The sequence below is a fragment of the Sphingobium sp. DN12 genome (genome assembly GCF_051058005.1).
Taxonomy (GTDB): Bacteria; Pseudomonadota; Alphaproteobacteria; order Sphingomonadales; family Sphingomonadaceae; genus Sphingobium; species Sphingobium yanoikuyae.
The window spans coordinates 1,429,637-1,451,612 of sequence record NZ_CP173717.1 but is presented as its reverse complement, the minus strand read 5'-3'; the positions used below and the strand labels follow the sequence as shown (position 1 = coordinate 1,451,612).

At 64.9% G+C, this 21,976-nt stretch carries 22 protein-coding genes; 7 read left to right on the top strand and 15 right to left on the bottom strand.

Annotated features, from left to right (window positions below; genetic code table 11):
• Positions 1 to 89: 89 nt before the first annotated feature.
• Positions 90 to 1,607 carry an acetyl-CoA hydrolase/transferase family protein gene (locus ACI6S0_RS06930; protein ID WP_434405308.1) on the bottom strand — a complete coding sequence of 506 codons (1,518 nt, stop codon included), beginning with the start codon at positions 1,605 to 1,607 and terminating at the stop codon, positions 90 to 92.
• Between the two features lie 116 nt (positions 1,608 to 1,723).
• Here ACI6S0_RS06930 and ACI6S0_RS06925 point away from each other — a divergent pair, with 116 nt between their 5' ends.
• Positions 1,724 to 2,611 carry a LysR substrate-binding domain-containing protein gene (locus ACI6S0_RS06925; protein WP_010337723.1) on the top strand — a complete coding sequence of 296 codons (888 nt, stop codon included), beginning with the start codon at positions 1,724 to 1,726 and terminating at the stop codon, positions 2,609 to 2,611.
• Here the strand turns inward: ACI6S0_RS06925 and ACI6S0_RS06920 are convergent.
• From ACI6S0_RS06920 to uvrC, 3 genes are all read right to left on the bottom strand, one after another.
• Complete coding sequence (locus ACI6S0_RS06920; RefSeq protein ID WP_434405307.1) at positions 2,608 to 4,134, bottom strand: methyl-accepting chemotaxis protein; 1,527 nt, start codon at positions 4,132 to 4,134, stop codon at positions 2,608 to 2,610. The two genes, ACI6S0_RS06925 and ACI6S0_RS06920, sit on opposite strands and share 4 nt — an antisense overlap.
• A complete protein-coding gene (locus ACI6S0_RS06915) occupies positions 4,131 to 4,379 on the bottom strand; it encodes a hypothetical protein (RefSeq protein ID WP_434405306.1) in 249 nt (82 codons plus the stop codon). Before ACI6S0_RS06915 ends, ACI6S0_RS06920 begins: the two co-directional genes overlap by 4 nt.
• A 155-nt stretch (positions 4,380 to 4,534) precedes the next feature.
• A complete protein-coding gene (gene uvrC / locus ACI6S0_RS06910) occupies positions 4,535 to 6,448 on the bottom strand; it encodes an excinuclease ABC subunit UvrC (protein ID WP_069338467.1) in 1,914 nt (637 codons plus the stop codon).
• A gap of 242 nt (positions 6,449 to 6,690) precedes the next feature.
• Between uvrC and ACI6S0_RS06905 the strand changes: the two genes are divergently transcribed.
• The 3 genes from ACI6S0_RS06905 to ACI6S0_RS06895 all read left to right on the top strand — a co-directional run bounded on the left by ACI6S0_RS06905 (position 6,691) and on the right by ACI6S0_RS06895 (position 9,395).
• A complete protein-coding gene (locus ACI6S0_RS06905; RefSeq protein ID WP_434405305.1) occupies positions 6,691 to 7,743 on the top strand; it encodes an NAD(P)-dependent alcohol dehydrogenase in 1,053 nt (350 codons plus the stop codon).
• Positions 7,744 to 7,885: 142 nt separating this feature from the next.
• Complete coding sequence (locus ACI6S0_RS06900; protein WP_434405304.1) at positions 7,886 to 8,800, top strand: HAD family hydrolase; 915 nt, start codon at positions 7,886 to 7,888, stop codon at positions 8,798 to 8,800.
• 70 nt (positions 8,801 to 8,870) lie between these two features.
• Complete coding sequence (locus ACI6S0_RS06895; protein ID WP_434405303.1) at positions 8,871 to 9,395, top strand: GNAT family N-acetyltransferase; 525 nt, start codon at positions 8,871 to 8,873, stop codon at positions 9,393 to 9,395.
• A 63-nt stretch (positions 9,396 to 9,458) separates the two neighbouring features.
• Here ACI6S0_RS06895 and ACI6S0_RS06890 read toward each other — a convergent pair whose 3' ends face one another.
• From ACI6S0_RS06890 to ACI6S0_RS06855, 8 genes are all read right to left on the bottom strand, one after another.
• Positions 9,459 to 10,073, bottom strand: coding sequence for a F0F1 ATP synthase subunit B family protein (locus ACI6S0_RS06890; protein ID WP_004207390.1), 615 nt, complete (start codon positions 10,071 to 10,073; stop codon positions 9,459 to 9,461).
• On the bottom strand, positions 10,066 to 10,560 hold the full coding sequence (locus ACI6S0_RS06885) for a F0F1 ATP synthase subunit B family protein (protein ID WP_004207391.1): 495 nt from the start codon (positions 10,558 to 10,560) through the stop codon (positions 10,066 to 10,068). The genes ACI6S0_RS06890 and ACI6S0_RS06885 overlap by 8 nt, the downstream gene beginning before the upstream one ends.
• Positions 10,561 to 10,627: 67 nt before the next feature.
• Positions 10,628 to 10,855, bottom strand: a complete 228-nt coding sequence (locus ACI6S0_RS06880) for a F0F1 ATP synthase subunit C (RefSeq protein WP_004207392.1) — start codon at positions 10,853 to 10,855, stop codon at positions 10,628 to 10,630.
• Positions 10,856 to 10,907: 52 nt separating this feature from the next.
• Complete coding sequence (locus ACI6S0_RS06875) at positions 10,908 to 11,693, bottom strand: F0F1 ATP synthase subunit A (protein ID WP_017503282.1); 786 nt, start codon at positions 11,691 to 11,693, stop codon at positions 10,908 to 10,910.
• A 46-nt stretch (positions 11,694 to 11,739) separates the two neighbouring features.
• A complete protein-coding gene (locus ACI6S0_RS06870) occupies positions 11,740 to 12,063 on the bottom strand; it encodes an AtpZ/AtpI family protein (RefSeq protein ID WP_434405908.1) in 324 nt (107 codons plus the stop codon).
• 173 nt (positions 12,064 to 12,236) lie between these two features.
• On the bottom strand, positions 12,237 to 12,623 hold the full coding sequence (locus ACI6S0_RS06865; RefSeq protein WP_004207395.1) for a YdbL family protein: 387 nt from the start codon (positions 12,621 to 12,623) through the stop codon (positions 12,237 to 12,239).
• The gene (locus ACI6S0_RS06860) at positions 12,620 to 12,808 is read right to left on the bottom strand and encodes a YnbE family lipoprotein (protein ID WP_004207396.1); all 189 of its coding nucleotides are present in this window, start codon (positions 12,806 to 12,808) and stop codon (positions 12,620 to 12,622) included. The genes ACI6S0_RS06865 and ACI6S0_RS06860 overlap by 4 nt, the downstream gene beginning before the upstream one ends.
• Positions 12,805 to 16,044 carry an intermembrane phospholipid transport protein YdbH family protein gene (locus ACI6S0_RS06855; protein WP_434405302.1) on the bottom strand — a complete coding sequence of 1,080 codons (3,240 nt, stop codon included), beginning with the start codon at positions 16,042 to 16,044 and terminating at the stop codon, positions 12,805 to 12,807. Before ACI6S0_RS06855 ends, ACI6S0_RS06860 begins: the two co-directional genes overlap by 4 nt.
• A gap of 152 nt (positions 16,045 to 16,196) precedes the next feature.
• Here ACI6S0_RS06855 and radC point away from each other — a divergent pair, with 152 nt between their 5' ends.
• Positions 16,197 to 16,889, top strand: coding sequence for a RadC family protein (gene radC, locus ACI6S0_RS06850; RefSeq protein ID WP_434405301.1), 693 nt, complete (start codon positions 16,197 to 16,199; stop codon positions 16,887 to 16,889).
• Between the two features lie 2 nt (positions 16,890 to 16,891).
• On the opposite strand, the gene ACI6S0_RS06845 is transcribed toward radC, so the two are convergent.
• From ACI6S0_RS06845 to ACI6S0_RS06835, 3 genes are all read right to left on the bottom strand, one after another.
• Positions 16,892 to 17,272, bottom strand: a complete 381-nt coding sequence (locus tag ACI6S0_RS06845) for a glyoxalase (RefSeq protein ID WP_434405300.1) — start codon at positions 17,270 to 17,272, stop codon at positions 16,892 to 16,894.
• Between the two features lie 95 nt (positions 17,273 to 17,367).
• The gene (locus ACI6S0_RS06840; protein ID WP_097383455.1) at positions 17,368 to 18,759 is read right to left on the bottom strand and encodes a DEAD/DEAH box helicase; all 1,392 of its coding nucleotides are present in this window, start codon (positions 18,757 to 18,759) and stop codon (positions 17,368 to 17,370) included.
• Between the two features lie 134 nt (positions 18,760 to 18,893).
• Entirely contained in the window at positions 18,894 to 19,325 is a 432-nt protein-coding gene (locus ACI6S0_RS06835; RefSeq protein ID WP_434405299.1) for a hypothetical protein, read from the bottom strand.
• A 77-nt stretch (positions 19,326 to 19,402) separates the two neighbouring features.
• Between ACI6S0_RS06835 and ACI6S0_RS06830 the strand changes: the two genes are divergently transcribed.
• Both ACI6S0_RS06830 and ACI6S0_RS06825 read left to right on the top strand, forming a co-directional pair.
• Positions 19,403 to 20,857: an FAD-binding oxidoreductase gene (locus tag ACI6S0_RS06830; protein WP_434405298.1), complete on the top strand. Its 1,455-nt coding sequence runs from the start codon at positions 19,403 to 19,405 to the stop codon at positions 20,855 to 20,857.
• Positions 20,858 to 20,973: 116 nt separating this feature from the next.
• Positions 20,974 to 21,762 carry a SapC family protein gene (locus ACI6S0_RS06825; protein WP_125985855.1) on the top strand — a complete coding sequence of 263 codons (789 nt, stop codon included), beginning with the start codon at positions 20,974 to 20,976 and terminating at the stop codon, positions 21,760 to 21,762.
• Positions 21,763 to 21,976: the final 214 nt, after the last annotated feature.

Below are 21,976 nucleotides of genomic sequence, written 5' to 3'. Positions count from 1 at the left end.
TCCCTCAGCGGGAATATGTCGGAAAGCGGCAATCGAACAGCAATGATCAGTGCCCCGGCGCAGGTCAGGCTGCGCCGGGCCATTGATGATCAGCCCGGCATCATCGTGCCGGTATCGATGAAGCGCTGGTGCCAGGCGAAGGCCTCGGCCGGCAGCATCGGCGACTGCAGGCCATAGCTGCCCTGCATCGCCCGCCTGAAATAATCCTTCAGCATCGGGCGATAATCGGGATGGGCGCAATTGTTGATGATCAGTTCGGCCCGCTGGCGCGGCGCCAGCCCGCGCAGGTCGGCCAGCCCCTGCTCAGTGACGATCACCTGCACATCCTGGTTGATATGGTCGACATGGCTGGCATGCGGCACGATCGCCGAAATCTTGCCCTGCTTGGCGGTCGAAGGCGTCATGAAGATCGACAGATAGGCGTTGCGGGCAAAGTCGCCCGATCCGCCGATGCCGTTCTGGATGCGCGATCCCATGACGTGGGTGGAGTTCACATTGCCATAGATGTCTGCCTCGATGAGGCCGTTCATGGCGATGCAGCCCAGGCGGCGGACCAGTTCGGGATGGTTGCTGATTTCCTGCGGGCGCAGGATCATCTTGTTGCGGAAGCGCGCCATGTCGGCATTGAGCCGCGCCGCCGCCTCGGGGCTGAGCGAGAAGGCGGTGGCGCTCGCCATGCGCAGCTTGCCGGATTCCAGCAGGTCGAGCATGCCGTCCTGAATGACCTCCGTATAGGAGACCATATTGTCGAACGGCGCGTCGATCAGGCCCGTCAGCACGGCATTGGCGATATTGCCGACGCCCGACTGGAGCGGCAGCAGCGACGCCGGGATGCGGCCCATCTTCACTTCATGACCGAGGAATTCGAGCAGATGGCCGGCAATCGCCCGCGCACTGTCATCGGGCGGGGTGAAGGGCGCGTTGCGATCGGGCGAGTCGGTTTCGACCACCGCCAGCACCTTGGCGGGATCGACCCGGAAATAGGGTTCGCCGATGCGATCGTCCGCGCGGGTCAGCGGGATCGGCACGCGGCTGGGCGGCAACGCGGTGCCGTAGTAGATGTCGTGCATCCCTTCGAGCGCGGCATTCTGCCAGCTATTGACCTCCAGGATGATGCCCTTGGCACGATCGAGCCAGGTCTTGTTGTTGCCGACCGAAGCGGACGGGATCAGCAGGCCGTCGGGCGTGATGCCGGTCACTTCGACCACGGCGACATCCAGTTCGCCCAGGAAGCCCTGCCACGCCATCGGCGCGACCTGGCTCAGATGCATGTCGAAATATTGCATCTCGCCGCGGTTGATCCGCTCGCGGGCGATCGGATCGCTATTATAGGGAAGACGAAATTCGATGCCGTCGGCCTTGGCGAGCGCACCGTCCAGTTCCGGCCCGGTCGATGCGCCGGTCCACACCTTCACCCGGAACGGATCGCCGGCCGAATGGGCGGCGGTGATTCGGTCGGCGAGCGCCAGAGGGACGGCCTTGGGATAGCCCGAACCGGTGAAGCCGCTCATGCCCACGGTCATGCCGTCGGCAATCAGGGCAGCTGCGTCCTGCGCGCTGCGCCTCTTTGCCGCAAACCCTGCATGACCGATACGATCCGATGCCATCCTCTCGTCTCCATTAAATGTCTGACTGGCGTCCCTGCGCCGGCGCTTAGGTCTGGCTTTTCCGTTCTCCGCACAATAGGGATTCCCGGCACAATATCTGTGCAGGACATGTTCAAATGAGCGACCTGCTTCTTTCGATCCGCACCTTCATACGGCTATGCGAAAAGCCCAGTTTCACGCGCGTCGCCGCCGAAATGCATGCGAGCCACACCACCATAGCGCGACGGCTCGATCAGGTGGAAGCCCATTTTGGCACCGTGCTGTTTCACCGCACCACGCGCCGGCTGGTCCCGACGCCGGAAGCCGACCAATTGCTGGTCCATGCCCGCACGCTGGTCGACGCGCTGGAAGTGGCCGAACAGGAATTGCGCCCGGTCCAGGGCGATGTCAGCGGCACGGTGCGGATCGGCGTCACGACCGCGCTGGGCCTCTATTATCTGGGCCTGCTGAGTCTGCTCAGCGATCAGCATCCCGGCCTGCGGATCGACATGGCGATGACCGACTGGCAGCGCGATCTGGTCCAGGACCGGCTCGACCTGGCGCTGCGCGTCGGCCCGGTCGGGGACGATATGCTGGTCGTGCATCGGCTGGGCGCCCTGCCCCGCATGTTGGTCGCCCATCCCGACTATGTCGCGCGCCATGGCCTGCCCGCCAGCGCGGACGATCTGCCGAGCCATCGCTGCATCGCCTATGGCTATGGCGACCTGCCGGCCAAATGGACGGTTGACGGCCGCGACCAGTTGATCAGCGGCCCGTTCCGCAGCGACAATAGCGAGGCGGTGCATCGCGCCGCGCTCGCCGGCCTCGGCATCGCGATGCTGCCCGCCGTGCGGGTGGCGGACGATCTGGAGGCGGGGCGCCTCATGCGCGTCCTCCCCGCCAGCCAGATCGACCCGATCGACATATTGGCGGTGCATCCCGCGCTGAAGCGCCTGCCCGCCCGCGCCAGGCTGGTGCTCGATTTCCTGAAGGCGAATTTCCCCGGCGACCCGCCCCAGCGCTAAGCGGCGCGCAGTTCCTCCAGCACGTTACGCACCGTTTCCTGCAATTCCTGCGAACGGCTTGACAAGGCGGTGGCCGCCGCATCGGTTTCGCCCATGGCCGATTGCGCCTCCGCCAGCGCCAGGCTCAGCGCTTCGGCCTGGGACGCCGCTTCGGCGATATGGCGCGCCATCTCCTCGGTCGCGGCCGCGATCTCGCCGGTGGCGCGTATCTGTTCCGCTACATCATCGACGATGCCGGCAGTCGACCGGTCGATGGTATCCGCCGATTGGGTCGCGACATCGATCGCGCCCGACACGCCGTCGGCCGCACGGCGAATATCCTGCAGATAGATGTCGATCTGGCGGGTCGCCTCGGCCGTCTGCGCGGCCAGGCTCTTCATCTCCGATGCCACGACGGCAAAGCCACGCACTTCGCTGCCGCTGCGCGCCGCTTCGATCCCGGCATTGAGCGACAGGGTCCGGCTCTGCGCCGCGATCTGGGCAATCAGCGCGACAATCGAACTGGCGGAATCGACCGTCGCCGACAGCATGTCGACCTCCGGCGTCAGCGCACGGGTCGCCATCGCGCCGCGCAGCGCATTGTCGCGGGTGTGGCTGGCGCTGCCGCCCACGCCATTGATCGAAATGGCCAGCTTTTCCGTATCCTGCGCCACCGCGCGGACATCGCCATCGGCGCGGGCATGGGCCTTGCGCAATTCGGCCGAGCGCTGGGTCGTGCGATCGAGCAGATCGAACAGCCATTGCTTGCTGGCAGACAATTGCCCGGCCAGTTGGCCCAGATCGCCGACCACCGCGCCCAATCGCGCCTCCAGCGCATCGGCCACCAGCCGGCGCCGCTCGCTTGCCTCTTCGGCCCGCCGCGCCGCTTCCTCGATCGCGCGCTGCCGCGTCGCAATCGTCTGCGCCCGCTCCAGTTCGGCCAGCGCGACCTCGGCCCGCTCCTTTGCCGCATCGGCTTCCTTGCGCAGACCTTCGCTCCGCTGCCGCTCCTCAGTTTGCAGGCGGATCGTCTGGGTGAGCAGCGACACGATCCACCACAGCATCAGGGTCTGGATCACCACGATCAGCGCATGCACCAGCACGCGAGGCAGATCGCCCTCGCTGGCGAACACCCAGGCGGGGTAGCTATAATTGAGGATCAGATGATGGAGCGCCGTCACGCCGGCCGCCACCAGTAGCGCCCGCCGATCGAGCAGCACGGTCTGCGCCGCCAGCGCCGCAAAGAAGCCCATATGCATGTCCATCTGCCAGCCATGGCCGCGCAGCAGGAAGACATAGAGCGCCGGGATCGCCACCGATGTCACCGCCAGCGTCATGCGCGCTGGCGCCGAAATGTCGCGCCGCCGCACCATGATGGTCGGAAGCAGCGCCAGCAGCGCAGCCGCCAGCGCGCCGACTTCCGCGTCAGGAGAGTTGAGCAGCCAACCGATCAGCATCAATGCCGGCACATTCAGCCAGAACAGCCACATCAGCATGCGCGCACCGGCAAGGCGGATGCTTTCCATCGGGCGTTCGACGTTCATGCCCGCCCTCCCCTGCCGGCGCAGAGGAAATCGGGCGCCGCCAGCAGCAACACGCCGCGCGCCAGCATCGGCCAGGCCAGCCGATCGCGATCGCCCCGCACCACCAATGCCCCCTCGATCTGCCCCTTGCCGACCGGGATCGCGCCGACTGCAATCAACCCCGCCGCCAATCCATGGCCGCTGGCCGTTGTCAGGGGAATGGCGAGCATGTCGCCACGCGCCGGCGGCGCCAGAACACCCGCCATCTTCAGAAAAGCGACTGTCGCCAATTGCGCAGCCGCAAGCCCCCACCTGTTCCCCACCCTTGTCTCCCCTGCCGATCGGCTGCGGAAACATCACCAACAATTGTTAACGCGACACTTATGAGCCAGCAAAAATCATTGCGTTATCGTCACATTTTTCAGCCGTGGAAATAATCATAGACTTGCTGCGCCACCGCCTTCGACACGCCGGGTGCCCGTTGCAGATCCTCCAGCGCCGCATCCCGCACCGCCCGCGCCGTCCCGAAATGCATCAGAAGCGCCTTTTTCCGGGCCGGGCCGATGCCCGGCACCTCGTCCAGCGACGACACGGTGATCGCCTTGCTGCGCTTCGCCCGATGCGCGCCGATGGCAAAGCGATGCGCTTCATCGCGCAGGCGCTGCATGTAGAAGAGCAGCGGATGATTGATCGGGAAACTCACCTCCCGGCCATCCATCAGGTGGAATACCTCGCGCCCGTCGCGGCCATGATGCGGCCCCTTGGCGATGCCGATCATGCAGACATCCTCGATGCCCATATCCTCCAGCATCGCCCGCGCCGCCGACAATTGCCCCTTGCCGCCGTCGATCAGCACAAGGTCCGGCCATTCGCCGCCGTCGCGATCGGGGTCTTCACGCGCCGCCCGCCCGAAGCGCCGCTCGAACATCTCGCGCATCATCGCGAAATCGTCGTTCGAGATGTCCGGGTTCTTCATGTTGAACTTGCGATAGGCGTTCTTGCGGAAGCCCTCCGGCCCGGCGACCACCATTGCCCCCAGCGCATGGGCGCCCTGGATATGGCTGTTGTCGTAAATTTCGATCCGGTCGGGCACGCCGTCCAGCCCGAAGGCCTCGACCATCTCGTCCAATATCTTGGCCTGGGTCGTGGTCTCGGCCAGGCGCCGGTCGAGCGCCTCCACCGCGTTCCGCTGCGCCTGCTTGATAAGCCGCGTGCGCTCGCCGCGCTGGGGCACCTCGATCCGTACCTTGCTGCCCAGCCTTTCGCTCAGCGCCAGCGCCATCAGCTCGCACTCGGCCGGCTCACGGTCGGTCAGGATCAGCTTGGGCGGCGGCACTTCCTCGTAAAATTGCGCCATGAAGCTTTCCAGCACCTCTTCGGTCGCCACATCATTGGTGTGGACCGGGAAGAAGCTGCGATGTCCCCAATTCTGGCCGCCGCGGATGAAGAAGGCCTGGATGCACATCGATCCGCCCTTCTCCGCCAATGCGAAGATGTCGGCGTCGCCCAGCCCCTCGGCATTGATCGCCTGCGATCCCTGGATGAAGGTCAACGCCTTCAGCCGGTCGCGGATCATCGCCGCCTGTTCGAAATCCAGCGCCTCGGCCGCTGCCTCCATCGCCGCGCCCAGCTTCTGCTGCACGGCGGTCGACTTGCCGCCCAGGAAATCCTGCGCGTCCTGCACCAGTTCGGCATAGCCGGCCGTGTCGATGCGATCGACGCAGGGCGCCGAGCAGCGCTTGATCTGATACAACAGGCAGGGCCGCGAACGATTGGCGAAGAAGCTGTCGGTGCAGGACCGCAGCAGGAACAGCTTCTGCAATGCGTTGATCGTCCGCGTCACCGATCCGGCGCTGGCGAAGGGCCCATAATAGCGCCCCTTATATTTACGCGCGCCGCGATGCTTCTGCACGCGGGGAAAGGCATGATCCTCGCGCAACAGGATGAAGGGAAAGCTTTTGTCGTCGCGCAGCAGGACATTATAGGGCGGGCGATAGCGCTTGATGAGTTGCGCCTCCAGCAGCAGCGCTTCGGCTTCGCTGTTGGTGGTGACGATCGTCATGCTGCGCGTCTGCGCCACCATGCGCCGCAGCCGGTTGGGCAGCCGGTCGACCTGGGTATAATTGGCAACCCGGTTCTTCAGCGCCCGCGCCTTGCCGACATAAAGCACATCGCCACGCGCATCCTGCATCCGATAAACGCCGGGCCGGGTCGGCAGCGTTTTGAGCGTCGTGCGGATCGCCTCCACGCCCGCATCGATATCGGGCTGGCTGCCGGTGACGGTATAGGTCGCCTTGTCTTCGTTGAAACGGTCGGGGGATTGCGGCTGCGACATGGCCGCAGAGATAGCGGCACCGGCGCGGATCGCAATGGCGGTGTGGAACAAAGGGCGGCCAACACCCCCATTCATGATTGCTATTCATGGCTGTTTTACCGAAAGCCGGCCTAATCAACAACCTGTCGACTTCCTACATTGGGTAGGCACAGGCCGTCCCACGGCCCGCGCCCATCCAAGAATAGCAGCGGAGGGGCATACCGGCCCTGCACACCGCGAACCTCAAGCAAAGGGACATCCCCATGGCCACCAAAGCCTATGGCGCCAACGCCGCCGACAAGCCGCTCGAAGCCCTCGACATCGAACGCCGCGCCGTCGGTCCGCATGATGTCGCGATCGATATCGCCTATTGCGGCGTCTGCCATTCGGACCTGCACCAGGTCCGTTCCGAATGGGACGGCACCCTCTATCCCTGCGTTCCCGGCCACGAGATCGTCGGCCATGTGTCCGCCGTTGGCGATCATGTCAGCGCCTTCAAGGTCGGCGACACGGTCGGCGTCGGCTGCATGGTCGACAGCTGCCAGAGCTGCCCCTCCTGCGACGAAGGGCTGGAGCAATATTGCGAGAGCGGCTTTGTCGGCACCTATAATGGCAAGACCGACGACGCGCCGGGCCACACGCTGGGCGGCTATTCGCAGAATATCGTGGTGAAGGACAAGTTCGTCCTGAAGATAAGCCACCCCGCCGACCAGCTCGCCGCCGTAGCGCCGCTGCTGTGCGCGGGCATCACCACCTGGTCGCCGCTGCGCCACTGGAAGGTCGGCCCCGGCCAGAAGGTCGGCATCGTCGGCATTGGCGGCCTGGGCCATATGGGCATCAAACTGGCCCATGCCATGGGCGCCAAGGTCGTCGCCTTCACCACTTCGGAGTCCAAGCGCCAGGACGCACTGGACTTGGGCGCCGACGAAGTCGTCGTCTCGCGCAATGCCGAAGAGATGCAGGCCCATGCCAACAGCTTCGACTTCATCCTGAACACGGTCGCGGCCAGCCATAATCTCGACGCCTTCACCACCCTGCTGAAGCGCGACGGGACGATGACGCTGGTCGGGGTGCCCGAGCATGCTCACCCCTCGCCCAATGTCGGCGCGCTGATCTTCAAGCGCCGCAGCATCGCCGGCTCGCTGATCGGTGGCATCGCCGAAACACAGGAGATGCTCGATTTCTGCGCCGAAAAGGGCATTGTTGCGGACATTGAGATGATCCGCATCCAGGACATCGAAGACGCCTATGCCCGCATGCAGAAGAGCGACGTCAAATATCGCTTCGTGATCGACAACGCCACGCTGGCGGCCTGATCGCCAGGCAAAGGGGCGAATGGTCAGTCGCCATTCGCCCCGACTGCGGGCCATGCCCGCCCCTTTCCGGGGGAAACCCCGATTGCTCCCAGCTTCCCGTGCCGGTCCAATCACCGGACGTCCAAGCGCGAAGGAGCCAGCCATGTCCGATCTGCTGCCGTCCTGGAATGACGGACCTGCCAAGGCCGCGATCCTGGATTTCGTCGCGCGCGTGACCGGCGCGGGACCGGAGCATGTCCCCGCCCCGCAGCGCATCGCCACCTTCGACAATGACGGCACGCTCTGGGCGGAACAGCCACTTCAGACCCAGTTCCTGTTCGGCCGCATGCTGCGCGCAAAGCTGATCGAACAGGAACCGGAACTCGCACAGCAACAGCCTTTCAAGGCCTATGTCGAGCAGGACATGCCGGCCATAAAAGCGCTGGGGAAGCTAGGGCTGCTGGAGGTTGCCGCCCGTGAGCATGCTGGTGCGACCGAAGAGGAATTTGACAGAATCGCACGCGACTGGCTCGCCACCGCACATCACCCCCTGCTCGACCGGCCCTTCACCCGGTGCGTCTATCGCCCGCAGATCGAATTGCTGGATTTCCTGCGCGCCCATGATTTCAAGACCTATATCGTCTCGGGCGGCGGGCTCGACCTGATGCGCGCCTTCGCCGAAGACGTCTATGGCATTCCGCCCGAACAGGTGATCGGCTCCAGCCTTCGCACCCGGTTCGAAATCGACGGTGATGGCGTCGCGCAACTTGTCAAGCTGCCCGAACTCCACTGTTTCGACGACCGCGAGGCAAAGGCGCAGAATATCGCCCTTCATATCGGCCGTCGCCCGATCCTGGCCTTCGGCAATTCGGACGGCGACCTCGCCATGCTCCGCTATGTGAAGACCGGATCAGGGCCACGGCTGGCGCTGCTGCTGCATCATGACGATGCCGCTCGGGAATTTGCCTATGATCGGGATTTCTTCCTGAGCCCCTTGGCCGAGGCTCTGGACAAGGCCGCGGATTATGGCCTGACCTTGGTCAGCATGAAGCAGGACTGGAACAGCATCTTCGTCTGATGCGCGGACCGCGCCACCGTCAGACAACCGGCCGTGGCGCTCCGCAGGCTGGCCCGCCTATGACCGCCTTATGGTCCATCTCCTTCCCTTCACCCCCGATCATTTCCCCACCCTGTCGGGCTGGTTTGGCAGCGACGCGGATGTCGTTCAGTGGGGCGGGCCCTATGTCCATTTCCCGCTGTCCGACGAGCAGATGATGGCGATGCTGGACGAAGGACGCAGTGATCCGCCCGCGCGCCTGTGCTGGATGGCGCAGGACGACGGTCAGCTTGTCGGCCATGTCCAGATCGCCTTCGACTGGCGCAACGGCAATGCCACGCTGGGCCGGGTCGCGATCGCGCCCGATGCGCGAGGCCGGGGTCTGGCGGCGCCGATGCTGCGCCTTGCGCTCGCCAGCGCCTTTGCCTTCGACGCCGTCGAGCGGCTGGAACTCAATGTCTATGCCTGGAACCGGCCCGCCATCCGCAGCTATGAACGGCTGGGCTTCGTGACCGAAGGCGTCCGCCTGTCCTCCGTCCGGGTCGGCGATGCGCGATGGGATACCGCGATCATGCGGATGCTGCGATCCGAATGGACGGGCAACACGCCAGCCTGAACCCAAACAAAAAGGGCCGGCGCCTTTCGGTGCCGACCCTTTTGCTAATTCTGCCTGTTTCGATCAGGCGACCGGGCCAAGACCCTTGATCGCATCATCGACCAGCGCCTTGTCCGCCTTGGCATCATGGCCTTCGGCAATCAGGGCGGCGGCAGCGCCGGTAGCGGCCTTCACCGCCTTGGCACGAATGTCGGCGAGTGCGCTGCGCTCAGCCGCACCGATCTTGTCTTCCGCCATCTTCTGGCGACGGGCGACCAGATCGGCAGCCTGCACCTTGGCATCGGACAGAAGCGTTTCGGCTTCATGCTCGGCCGACTTGCGCATGGCGTCGGCTTCGCCGGCCGCAGCGGCCAGCTTGGCTTCATATTCGCCCTTGAGCGCTTCGGCTTCGGCACGAAGCTTCGATGCTTCGGCCAGTTGTTCCTTGATCTGGGCAATCCGGCCATCCAGAACGCCACCGATCAGGCTGGGCACCTTCTTGATCAGCAGGATGACGATGAACACCGCCATCGCCAGGCTGACCCAGGCCGTCGCGTCCATGCCGACCGCCTTGGGATCGGTATGCGGCGCGACGCCTTCATGCGCCACGGTGCCAACCGGCTCCATGCCTTCGGCGTGGATTGCCTGATTGAGGTGCGGGGCCTGCGCCTCGCTATGCTCTACTGCTGCCTCAGCCATGAGCCAGTGCCGCCTTTACTGCGTTGCGGGCCGCTTCGTCCGACGCTTCCACGCCGGAAATCCGGACGACCATGTCGCGCGCCGCATCGGCGGCGACGGTTTCAATCTGTGCCATGGCGGCATCCGTGGCGGTCTTGATCCGGGCTTCGGCAGCGCCGATCTTGTCCTGGATCTCCGCATCGGCGGCGGCCAGCTTCGCTTCCGAAGCCTTGGCGGCATCCGCCTTCGCCTTGGCCAGCGTCGCCTGGGCGGCGGTGCGGCTTTCGGCATCACGGACGCGATAGTCCGCTTCCGCTTCGTCGGCGCGGGCGAAGGCTGCCTTGGCAGCATCGAGATCACCCGAAATCTTCGCGTCGCGCGCGTCGGCCGTCGCCTGCACCTTGGGCACCATGCCGCGGCCGATGACGAAGAAGACGAAGCCGAACGTCAGCAGCAGCCAGAAGATCTGGGAAGCATAGGTATCGGCGATTTGCGCGATTTGAGGCATTTTTATCCGTCCGAAAAGGGGGCGGTCGTCAAGGGGCAGGCAGCCAGGCTGCCCGCCCCGTCGATCTTTAGGCCACGAAGACCAGGATCATGGCGATAACGAACGCCAGCAGACCCAGAAGTTCGGCGGCGGCGAAGCCGATGAACAGGCGGCCCTGCTGGCCGTCAGCGGCACCCGGATTGCGCAGCGCGCCTTCGAGGAACGAGCTGAAGACGTTGCCCACACCGAGGGCGGCAATGCCCGCACCGATCGCGGCCAGGCCAGCACCGAGCAGCTTTGCGGCTTCTGCGTCCATGTTCTAAACTCCTTTTTCTAAACCAATTAAACGTTGAAGAATGTATGAAAACTCAGTGCAGGTTTTCGGCGTCGTTGATGTAGACCGAGGTCAGCAGCGCAAACACATAGGCCTGGATCACGGCGACCAGCACTTCGAGTGCGCTGATACCGACCATCAGCACGAAGCTGGCGGCACCGACGGTCAGACCGAAACCGGGGCCAGCATTCGAGCTGTTGATGACGAAGCCGGCCAGCACCTTGAGCAGCACGTGTCCGGCGGTCATCGCCACGAACAGTCGCAGGCCCAGGCTGAACGGACGCACCATGAACGAGATCAGCTCGATCGGGAAAATGACCGGGATCATCGGCAGGGGCGTGCCGTGCGGCACGAACAGGGAGAAGAAGTGCAGCCCATGCTTCCAGAAGCCAACGATCAGCACGATCGAGAAGCTCATGATCGCCAGCACGCCGGTGGCGGTGAAATGGCTGGTGAAGGTGAAGGGGTGGACCCCGACCAGACCCAGCGGCAGCAGACCCAGAAGGTTGGCCATCAGGATGAACATGAAGAGCGAGAAGACATAGGGAATGTACTTCTTGCCGCCCTCGCCCACGTTCGAGATCAGCAGGTTCTTGATGAAGCCGGTGAAATATTCGACCGCCATCTGCCAACGACCAGGCACCAGTTCGCGCTTCATGCCGCCGATCACGAAGATCCACAGCACCACCGCAGCGGCGACCATATAGAGCGCGCTGTTGGTGAAGGCGATGTTGAAGCCGCCGATGGACAGGTGATCGGTACCGAACAGCGGTTCGATCGCAAACTGATGCATCGGATCGATTTTGCCGGATTCTGCCACTTGGACCCCTGTACCGTCTAATATTCGGACTAAGACAAAAGCGCCCCTATTGATCGGAACGCTTCGTCGTCGTCAATCTGATGATGTTCCTGAACGCCGCCACGATCCCGAAACCGAGGAAGACAAGCAGGAGCCATGGGGATGTGCCGAGCAGCCGGTCGAGAACCCAGCCGATCAACGCACCACCGACAAGACCACCGATCAGCTCTGCGAGAACCCTGTTGCCCAGACGCGAACCATCGTCCGCCTGCTGCACCTTCGTCCCCTGTCTGACCTGCTCGGCATGTTCCGCCTGCGCAATTCTCGCTTCCAGTGAAGCGATCCGCGCATCTTCCCCCGCCGGGTCCTGCCCGGGTTCACCCGCAACCATTGCCAATCCTTCCATCAGGCTGAAACCCAATGGCAGGCGGCATGGCGCTTGCGGCTGCACCCGTCAAGGCGCGGCCCGTTTAGAAAGGGGATGACGGATAGTCAACTATACTTGGGCAGGAGATTATCCTGCCCAGACGAACTGGCGGTCAAAGTCCGCCAGCCACGCGCGTTTTACTGGCCTGCGGTGGCGCAATAGGCCGGCAAAGAGATCGCCCCGGCGCCCTTGGTCTGCCAGGCACCACCGCCAACGCGATAGACCTGTCCCGGCTTCACCCGGCTGCTGAGCGTCTGGCAGCCGGTTGCGGCCGCCACATCCTGCACCGTCACGCCGCGCTTGCCGGCCAGATCGGTATAGACGGCGCGGCGCTTGATGTTGATCGATTCGACCTCGGCCCGCACATCCGCGCCCACCGTGCCGGCGATGCCCAGATAACCATCGGCCTGTTCGCCCACCGTGCCGGCGGCGATCGCGGCGGCCGCACCACCCTGGGCCTGCGCGGCACCGGCCAGAACCAGGCCGCCCAGCACAGCGGCGGCCAGCATGAACTTGCGTGTCATTGCGGGAACAACTCCGGGTTATTGTTGATCAGATCCTTGGCGTCCTTCTCCAGACGGACGACGACCTCCTGCTGGACCTTCACGTTCAGATTGATCTCGATCGGCTTGTCCGGGGCCTTGACCTGGATGCATCCCCCCAGGGCCGAAGCGGCCAGACCGGCCATCATGATTGCTGCTATCTTCATTTCGGCTCCGTATTTGACACAGTCTCGCTTGCCGCAGGCTGAACCGCAAGACCAGATTGCAGATCGGCCGCGCTTTGTGCGCGCATCTTCTGCTGGGCATCCTCGCCAATCTGGTCGCGGATCACCTGCGACGGATCGACATAGGATTGGGCGGATTTCATCAGGCCGCGGAAAGGCGCGGAAATCCGCACGTTGAAGATGAAGGGCAGGCCGACGAAGCTTTTCGCTATCCCCTGCGGCGCACCGCCCAATTGGCCCCGGTTGACGCCGTTGAACACCACATTGGTCACCATCTCGCCATCCAGTGCGCCATCCATCAGGATGGTGAGGCATTTATATTGCAGATCCTTCAGCGCGTCGAAGGCGACCTTGCCCATAACTCCGACTTGTTCGTTCGACACCGGCCCCACATAGGACAGCACGCCGGACTGGCGCGTGGGGTCGCAGGGGATGCTAGGCAGCACGCCCTCGGGCATGATTAGCGGCGCCATGCCCTGCTGCCGCGCGACCAGTACGCCGCCGGCAACCCGCCCGCCCTGCGCATTGAAGATCAGCGGCATGATGCCGTCGAACGTGCCGGTCGCCGACACATTTTTGAGGTCCATCGCCTGGATGAAGGCGCCGGCGTCGAGGCCGATGACCCGGAAGGTCAGATAGCGGTCGACGTCGGCACCAAAGTCCATGGTCGTCGGCAGAAGCACCAGTTCGCCGCCCGAAAAGGGAAAGCCGCCGCCCTCGATATGCACCTTCTGGCCGGCACCCAGGCGATAGCGCACCGTACCATTGCGTGCCTCGACCCCCGGATTGACCAGCGCGATTCGCGCCTCCTGTCCGGTCGGCGTCACCATATTGAGCAGGTCGGAGAAGCGGATTTCGCCAGACAGTCCCTCGACCGGGCCGAATGCCGCCGCCAGATCCAGCCGATCGGTCCGGAAGACGCCATCGCTGCTGACATCGGAACCGGTCCAGCGGATATGCCCCTCGCCGGTTACGCGGCCAGCGACATTGGCGATCACGCCGAGCGTCAACGGCGTCAGTTCCTCCGGCTGCAATCCCGCCCCGAAGCCAAGGTCCGGCACGGTCAGGTCGGCATGCCCCTTCCCGCTGCCCAGGTCGTGCGCAATATCGGCGCGTGCCACCGTGGCCCCCTTGCCCGGCACCTGCAGCGTACCGGTCGCGGTGATCCGGCCATCCTTCATCGCCAGGGTAAAGTCAGGCACAGACAACGGGTTGAAGCGCACCGAAGGCTGCGCATCGCGCACCTGCATCGCGGCCTTGAGCGACAGCGCACCCTTGGCAAAGGCCCAGTCGCCCGCCCCCTGCTCGACGATCAGCGGCACGGTGCCGATCCGTCCGCCCGCGCCCTTGATGTCGCCGGCAAAGCCATTCTTCGTCGCCGCACCGGTGACGCTCGTCGCAGACAGGCGAACCGGCGCATCCTCCGGGCCAATGGCGAAGTCTGCATTGCCCAGGGTGAAGCCGGTCTGGCCCAATATCAGCCGGGCATTGTCCGCCTTGAGCCGCATCGGGCTATCGCCACTTCGCCCGTTCAGCGCGACATTGTGAAGCTCCGCACCGCCCTTCATGCCGCCCGGCCCCATGGCGAAAAGCGCCGAATTGGGCAGTGGGCAGAGCGTCTGCCGGGTCTGCCCCAGCGCGAAGCTGCCATAGCGCGCTTCCAGCACTGTCAGTGGCGCGCAATGTTCGTTGATCGCGATCGCGCCATTGGGCGCCAGCCGGCCATCGATCGGCAGACCAAGACCGCGAACAGCCCCATCGGGCAGCGGCCCATCCAGCCGCAATGCGGTCGTGAAGCGCGTATCGCCCTTCGGCCCGGCAACGAATCGGACAGGCTCGAACGCCAGCCGGGCGCCGTCGGCCGTATAGGGATCAATGAACAACTGCCCGCCAAAACCGCCGCCGGCGCGGCGGGCCAGTCGGAGCGCCGCCTTGGGCAAGCCCCCGCCCTGCGACGTGATCGCGCCATCCAGCGCCCAGTCGATCGCCGCGCCGCCCTTGCCCGGCCAGGCCAGCGTCACCCGGCCGTCCCGCGCCACGGCCACCTGCGCGCCGCTGCGCGCCGCAAATTCGGTATCGGCCAGCACCAGACTGCCGGCATCGCCCTTCTGTGCCAGCGCCACCCGCGCCCGCAGCAGATTATCCGCCCCAGCCCGCCGTGCCGCATCCGCCAACCGCAGGGCCAGCGGCGCCACCGGCGTGCCGGCCGTCGACGTGCGCAAAGCCGCCAGCGGATCGCGCCCGGCCATCCGCCCGTTCCGCGCGGTCAGATCGCCGTTGAAGGTCGCATCACCGCCGCGCAGCGTCCAGTCACCGGCCAGTTCGGTTGGCCCCGCCAGCACCCCGGCACCGGAGAAGGCGCGCGCGCCGATCCGCGCTCGTCCGGCCATGGCCTTGGCCGAACCGTCGAACTCGATCCGACCGACGGGTGCCGCCAGCAACATCCCCTGCGCCTTGAGCGCATCGCCCGCCAGTTTGGCCGATCCGTTCCAGCGGTCCAGACCCTGCCCCAGCCACAGGTCGATCTCGGCCGTCGGCGCAGCCATCGCCATATCCGCGCAGGCGAGCGCATCGCCCTTGATCGGCCCGCGCAGATGCGGCCGGCCGTCCACCATCGCCACGTCCAGCCAGGCGCTCGCCCTGGCCACGCCACAGCCGGCCATCCGTGCCCTGGGCATGGCAGCGGCCAACTTGCCGCGGAAACCCGATTTCAGATTGCCGTTACCATCAATTTGCATGCCGACTGCCCCCGCATCGGTATCCAGCCGCAACTGCGCATCGCGCAGATGAAGCAGCAGGTCGGGCATGGCGAAGGGGGCCGTCGAATCGGGATCGCGAAACTTGTCCAGTTCGCCCAGCGTCAGCACGCCGTCGCGATAGGCGCCGCGCATCCGCACGCCACCGGCGCGAACCGCCGCCACCTGTGGCGTCACGCCGGAAAAGGCGATGTCGACTTCCACCCAGCGGGCGGTCAGGTCCGGCCGCGCCGGATCGCCCAGCACGACATTCTCGATCCGCTGGGTGCGCAGGCCCACCTGCGTCAGGTCATAATTGGCCTGCACCCCGCGCCGGTTCAGTTCGCGATTGACGAAATTCTCGGCAATCGGCGCGCGCTGCGTCCACAGCGCGACCAGCACCAGGCCGAGCGAACCCGTCCCGACACCCAGCCAGCGCAGCCAGCCCCGGCGAATTTCGGCTTCGCCGTTCTCGTCTTCCATCTGCCTGGCCAACCCCGACTTTCGCTCGCACTTCAGGTCCGTAACGCATCCATAACGTCCGACCCATTGGAAATATCCACCCCTGAAATAGCCTTGCCCGCGAAATCCGCAAAGCCTAGCCTTCATTTGCCGGGGAATGGGGGATCGCCAGCATGACCGAAAAAGACGAACGCGCGAGCCAGGATGGCGCTGGTCATCGCGCCCGCCTGCGCCAGCGACTGGCCGAAGGCGGCGACGGGCTGCTCGACCATGAACTGATCGAATATCTGCTCGCCCTCGCCATCCCCCGCCGCGACACCAAGCCGCTGGCCCGGCTGCTGCTGCGCGAATTTGGCGGGATCGGCGGATTGATGGCGGCCGACTGGCAGGCGATCGCACGGGTGCCCGGCATGGGCGACACCAGCGTCGCCGCGATCAAGATCGTTCAGGCCGCCGCGCTGCGGATGCTGCGCAACGATGTGGCGGAACGACCGGTGCTGGGCAGTTGGCAGGCGCTGCTCGACTATCTGCGCGCCGACATGGCCTATCTCCATGTCGAACGCGTGCGGGTGCTGCATCTCAACAGCCGCAACATGCTGATCCGCGACGAGAATATGGGCGACGGATCGATCGACCAGGCGGCCATATATACGCGCGAGGTCATCAAGCGGGCCATGGAACTGGGATCGGCAGCCCTGATCCTGGTCCACAACCACCCGTCGGGCGATCCGTCGCCCAGCAAGCAGGATATCGAGATCACCCGCCAGATTGTCGAGGCCGGCAAACGGCTAGGCATCGGCGTGCATGACCATATCATCATTGGCGCACAGGGGCATAGCAGCCTGCGCGCGCAGGGACTATTATAGCGTCAGGCGCCCTCGATCAGTTCGGACGGCCAGCCGATGCGCACCAGCAGCCCATCCGGACCGTTGATTCCAACTTCATACAGCCCCCATTCGCGATGGCGCAACATGCCGCCCGGCCGGATGATCAGATCATCGACCCGCGCCGCGATCGCCGCCACATCGGGCGTGCGCAGATAGACGCCAAAGGGATTATGCGCCGGCACATCCCAGGGCGGCGCGCCGGCCTGGGTCAGATGCACCTCGCACCCCCATCCCTCCATGATATGATAATGGTGATCACCGCCGACCCGCGCGAAGCCCAGCCTTTCCCAGAAGACCAGCGCGACCGCGACGTCATTGCTGGGCACGATCGCGAAAGCGCCAACACCTGGAATTGCCGTCATGGCCAACCTCCCCTTGCCCCGTCCCGATCACATAACAAAAAGGCCCCCGCCATGCTTGCGCGTGACGGGGGCCTTTTCAATCAGGGTTGTGCCGTTCAGCCACCAAAACCGAAGTTCAGGAATTCGGGCACCGGACCGTTCCAGCCATCGTCCGGACCATCATCGGGTTCCTGACGGCGGCTATGCGGCGCTGGGCGTGCAGCCGGCGCATCGCGGCGGTCGTCACGACGATCATCCCGCTTGTCGCTGCGCCGGTCATCCTTGCGCTCGGGCTTGCGGCGCGCGTCGCGGCCACCGGAACGCTCATTGTCGCGCTCCTCGCGATCGGCCTTGCGCGGCTCTTCCTTGGTGCGCGGCGCAGGCGCAGCCGCGACCGGCGTTTCGACATAATCGATCTTGGTGCCGATCAGCTTCTGGATATTGTCGATCGCCTCGGCATCCTCGGCCGCGACGAAGGTATAGGCGACACCCTTGGCCCCCGCGCGACCGGTACGGCCGATGCGGTGGACATAGTCATCGGGATGCCAGGGCGCGTCGAAATTGAAGACATGGCTGACGCCCTTGATATCGAGGCCGCGGGCCGCGACGTCCGACGCCACCAGGATGTTCACGCTGCCATCGCGGAACCGCTCCAGTTCGGCGATGCGCGATGCCTGGTCGATATCGCCATGGATCTCGCCCGACTTGAAGCCGTGACGCTGCAGGCTCTTGTTCAGTTCGCGCACCGTGGTCTTGCGGTTGCAGAAGATCACCGCGCTCTGCACGTCTTCTGCTTCCAGCATCGCGCGCAGCGCTTCACGCTTCTTGCGCGAATCGACCTTCACCAGTCGCTGGGTGATGTTGGTCGACGCCGTTGCCGGGCGCGCCACCTCGATCGACTTGGGATTGTCCAGGAAACGATCGGCCAGCTTCTTGATGACCGGCGGCATGGTGGCAGAGAAGAGAAGTGTCTGGCGCTGCGCCGGCAGCTTGGTGCAGATTTCCTCGATATCCGGGATGAAGCCCATATCGAGCATGCGGTCGGCTTCGTCGATCACCAGCATGTTGCAGCCATTGAGCAGGATCTTGCCGCGCTGGAACAAGTCCATCAGGCGCCCCGGCGTCGCGATCAGCACGTCGACGCCCTTTTCCAGCGCCTTGATCTGGTCGCCCATCTGCACGCCGCCGATCAGCAGCGCCATGGAGAGCTTGTGATATTTGCCGTATTTCTCGAAATTCTCGGCCACCTGGGCAGCGAGTTCGCGGGTCGGCTCCAGGATCAGACTGCGCGGCATCAGCGCACGGGCACGGCCATGCGCCAGGATGTCGATCATCGGCAGCACGAAGCTGGCGGTCTTGCCCGTGCCCGTCTGCGCGATGCCGATGATGTCCTTCATCATCAGCACCGGCGGGATCGCCTGCGCCTGGATCGGCGTGGGCGTGTCGTAACCCGCCTCGGTTACGGCCTTGAGCAATTCGTCGGAGAGGCCGAGATCGGCAAAAGTCATTCAAATGTCCGGGACAGGAGGTTGGCCGTCCTGCGCGTCCGCACGACGGAAATCGCGCGCGACTTGCGAAAATATCGCCATCTTGTCAAGGAAATCGCGCAACATGCTGAGCAAACCAGCCGTTTTTCTGCCGATCAATCCTCGGCGTCCGCTTCCACCAGCCGCCTGAAGCTGTCGATCCCGCAACTCGCGCCACTGCGCGCCTGCAACTCGTCCCGCCCCGAACAGAGCGATCCATCGTCGTCCGGCTCGACATAGAAGCCCGAATAGAAGCTGGCGGAATCGCATCCCCGCTCCAGTCGCGCGCGATAGCGATGCTTGTCCGCCAGGATCAGGTCGACCCCGTTGGACACCACGATGCTGGCCCCGCGAATCGATCGCAACGCCACACAGCGCGGCCCCTTCTTCTCTTCCCAGCGCTCGTCGCTCTTGGGCACGACTCGCGTCGGCGCCCGCCCCTTGGCCATCGGAACACGAATGATCACGCGCTGCTCGATCGTCAGTTGCGCCCATTGCACCGGGTCGGCAGCAGGCGCTGCAAGCAGCATCAGGATGGTATGAACCAAGCGGAACCCCTTTTGGGAGTGGCAAGCTATCGGCCAACGGTTGAACCGTCGATGAATTCCGGGGCATAGCATGTCCCATGACAGAACAAGCCATAATCGCACAGGATGCCATCGATCGCTTCGTCGCCCTGCTCGGCCCCAAGGGCGTCATTACCGATGCCGACGATATCGCCCCCTGGGTCAGCGACTGGCGCGGCCGCTATCATGGAACGGCCCGCGCGATCTTGTCCCCGGCCACGACACGCGAAGTGGCCGGCTGCGTGGCGCTGGCAGCGGAACTGGGCATTGCCCTCGTCCCCCAGGGCGGCAACACATCAATGGTCGGCGGCGCGACACCGCCAGCCGACGGATCGGCGCTGATCCTCTCGCTGCGCCGCATGAACCAGATCCGCAGCCTGTCGGCCGACGACAACCTGGCAGTGTGTGAGGCCGGGGTCATCCTTTCCAATCTGCACGACGCCGCCGAAGCGGCCGGCCGTCGCTTTCCACTCAGCCTGGGCGCCAAGGGATCGGCCACGATCGGCGGCCTCACTTCGACCAATGCCGGCGGTACCCAGGTGCTGCGCCACGGCACGATGCGCGCGCTGGTCGAGGGGATCGAGGCGGTGCTGCCCGACGGCAGCATCTTCGACGGGCTGGACGCACTCAAGAAGGACAATCGCGGCTATGACATCAAGCAGTTGCTGATCGGTGCGGAAGGCACGCTGGGCGTCATCACCGCGGCCGCCCTGCGGCTGGTGCCCGCCATCGCCGCCCGCGCAGTCGGCTGGGTCGGTGTGCAGACGCCCGCCGATGCCCTCGCCCTGCTGCGTCTGGTCGAAGGCGAACTGGGCGACAGCGTCGAGGGGTTCGAGGTGATTGCCGACGATGGCCTCGGCCATGTCCTGTCCCATATTCCCGGCACGCGCTGCCCGATCGAGACCCGGACGCCCTGGCATGTGCTGATCGAGGTCGACCATGGCGACATGCGCGAGCCCGGCCCGACCGAGCGGCTGGAAGGCGCGCTCGGCCTGGCGCTGGAACGCGGCATCGCGATCGACGCCGCCATTGCCGCCAGCGAAGCCCAGGCAGAGGCCTTCTGGCGCATCCGCGAATCCCTGTCGGAATCCGAAAAGGCGCAGGGGCCCGCGCTGCAATATGACATCAGCGTGCCGGTGCCGCGCATGCCGGCCTTCATGCTGGAGGCTGCCGCCGCCGCCGAAGCAGCCTTCCCCGGCACGACCGCCTCTTCCTTCGGTCATCTGGGCGATGGCAATGTCCATTTCCATGTCCGCGCGCCCAGGGGCATCAGCGACGGTCCGGCCTGGATCGCGGCGCAGGGCCAGGCGATCAACGCCTTCGTCCATGACGCGGTGGTCGCCGCGGGCGGTTCCATCTCGGCCGAGCATGGCATTGGCCAGATGAAGCGCGCCGAACTCGGACGCCTCGCCAGCCCGGCCCGCATCCATGCCCTGCGCGCGATAAAGACAGCCTTCGATCCGGGCGGCATCATGAACCCCGACAAGCTCATCCCTCGCCCCGACGAGGGTTGAGCGCAGCATATCCACAAAGCGATTGCCTAGCGGGATGGCTCCGATTATCCCGTCACACCCATATTCGGATCAGCGACGCAAGCCTTGCGCGCTCTCTAACAGGACGGAACAACATCATGGCCAGCGCGCCCGCGAACAGCCTTCCCATCTTCTACAACGACCTGATCCCGCTCAGCACCGTCGATCATGCCGATTATCGCACCCAGCCGGTCGATGCCGCTCCGTTCCTGGTGACCCAGCATGCCGTGCCGCTGACCATCGACGAATTCGTCTCGGCCCAGCGCTTCGTGCCCATCATCTTCTCGGCCGGCCAGGATTCGGTGCCGCTCGCGCTGATGGGCCTCAATGAAGGCGTGAACGTCTTCGTCGATGACGAAGGCAAGCTGCGCGGCCCGGCCTATGTCCCGGCCTATGTCCGCCGCTATCCCTGGATGCTGGCCAAGCTGCGTCCCGACAGCGACGAACTCTCGCTCTGCTTTGATCCGACCAGCAAGGCGATCGGCACCGAAGGCGACGGCCCGGTCCTGTTCGAAAATGGCCAGCCGACCGACGTGACCAAGGGCATCCTGAAGTTCTGCGAGGATTTCGAGCAGGCCGCCGCCCGCACCGGCCAGTTCATGAAGGATCTGGCCGAGATGGACCTGCTGATGGACGGCGAAGTCGCGATCCAGACCCCGAACAACGAGCAGCCCTTCGTCTATCGCGGCTTCCGCATGGTGAACGAGGAAAAGCTGCGCGACCTGCGCGGTGACCAGCTGCGCAAGATCAACCAGAACGGCCTGCTGCCGCTGATTCACGCCCATCTCTTCTCGCTGCAGCTGATGCGCGAGATCTTTGAAGGCCAGGTCAGCCAGGGCAAGGGCCCGATCGCTGTACCGGCCGCACCGGTGCCAGCAGACGCCTAAAGTCCGATTAACTCCGTTAATCGCAAATATATCGGGACAGGGCGGGGCTTGCTCTTGAAAGCAGCCGCGCCCTGTCCTATTTCTGTTGCATGCGATGCGCCTGCCCCCCTTTCGGGCGCGTCGTATAGGGCGCCTCCCCCTTGGAGGCGTCTCCTCCCTGAACCTGGCCACCCCGTGCATCGCATGGGGTGGTTTTTTATGGGCTGCAGTCGAC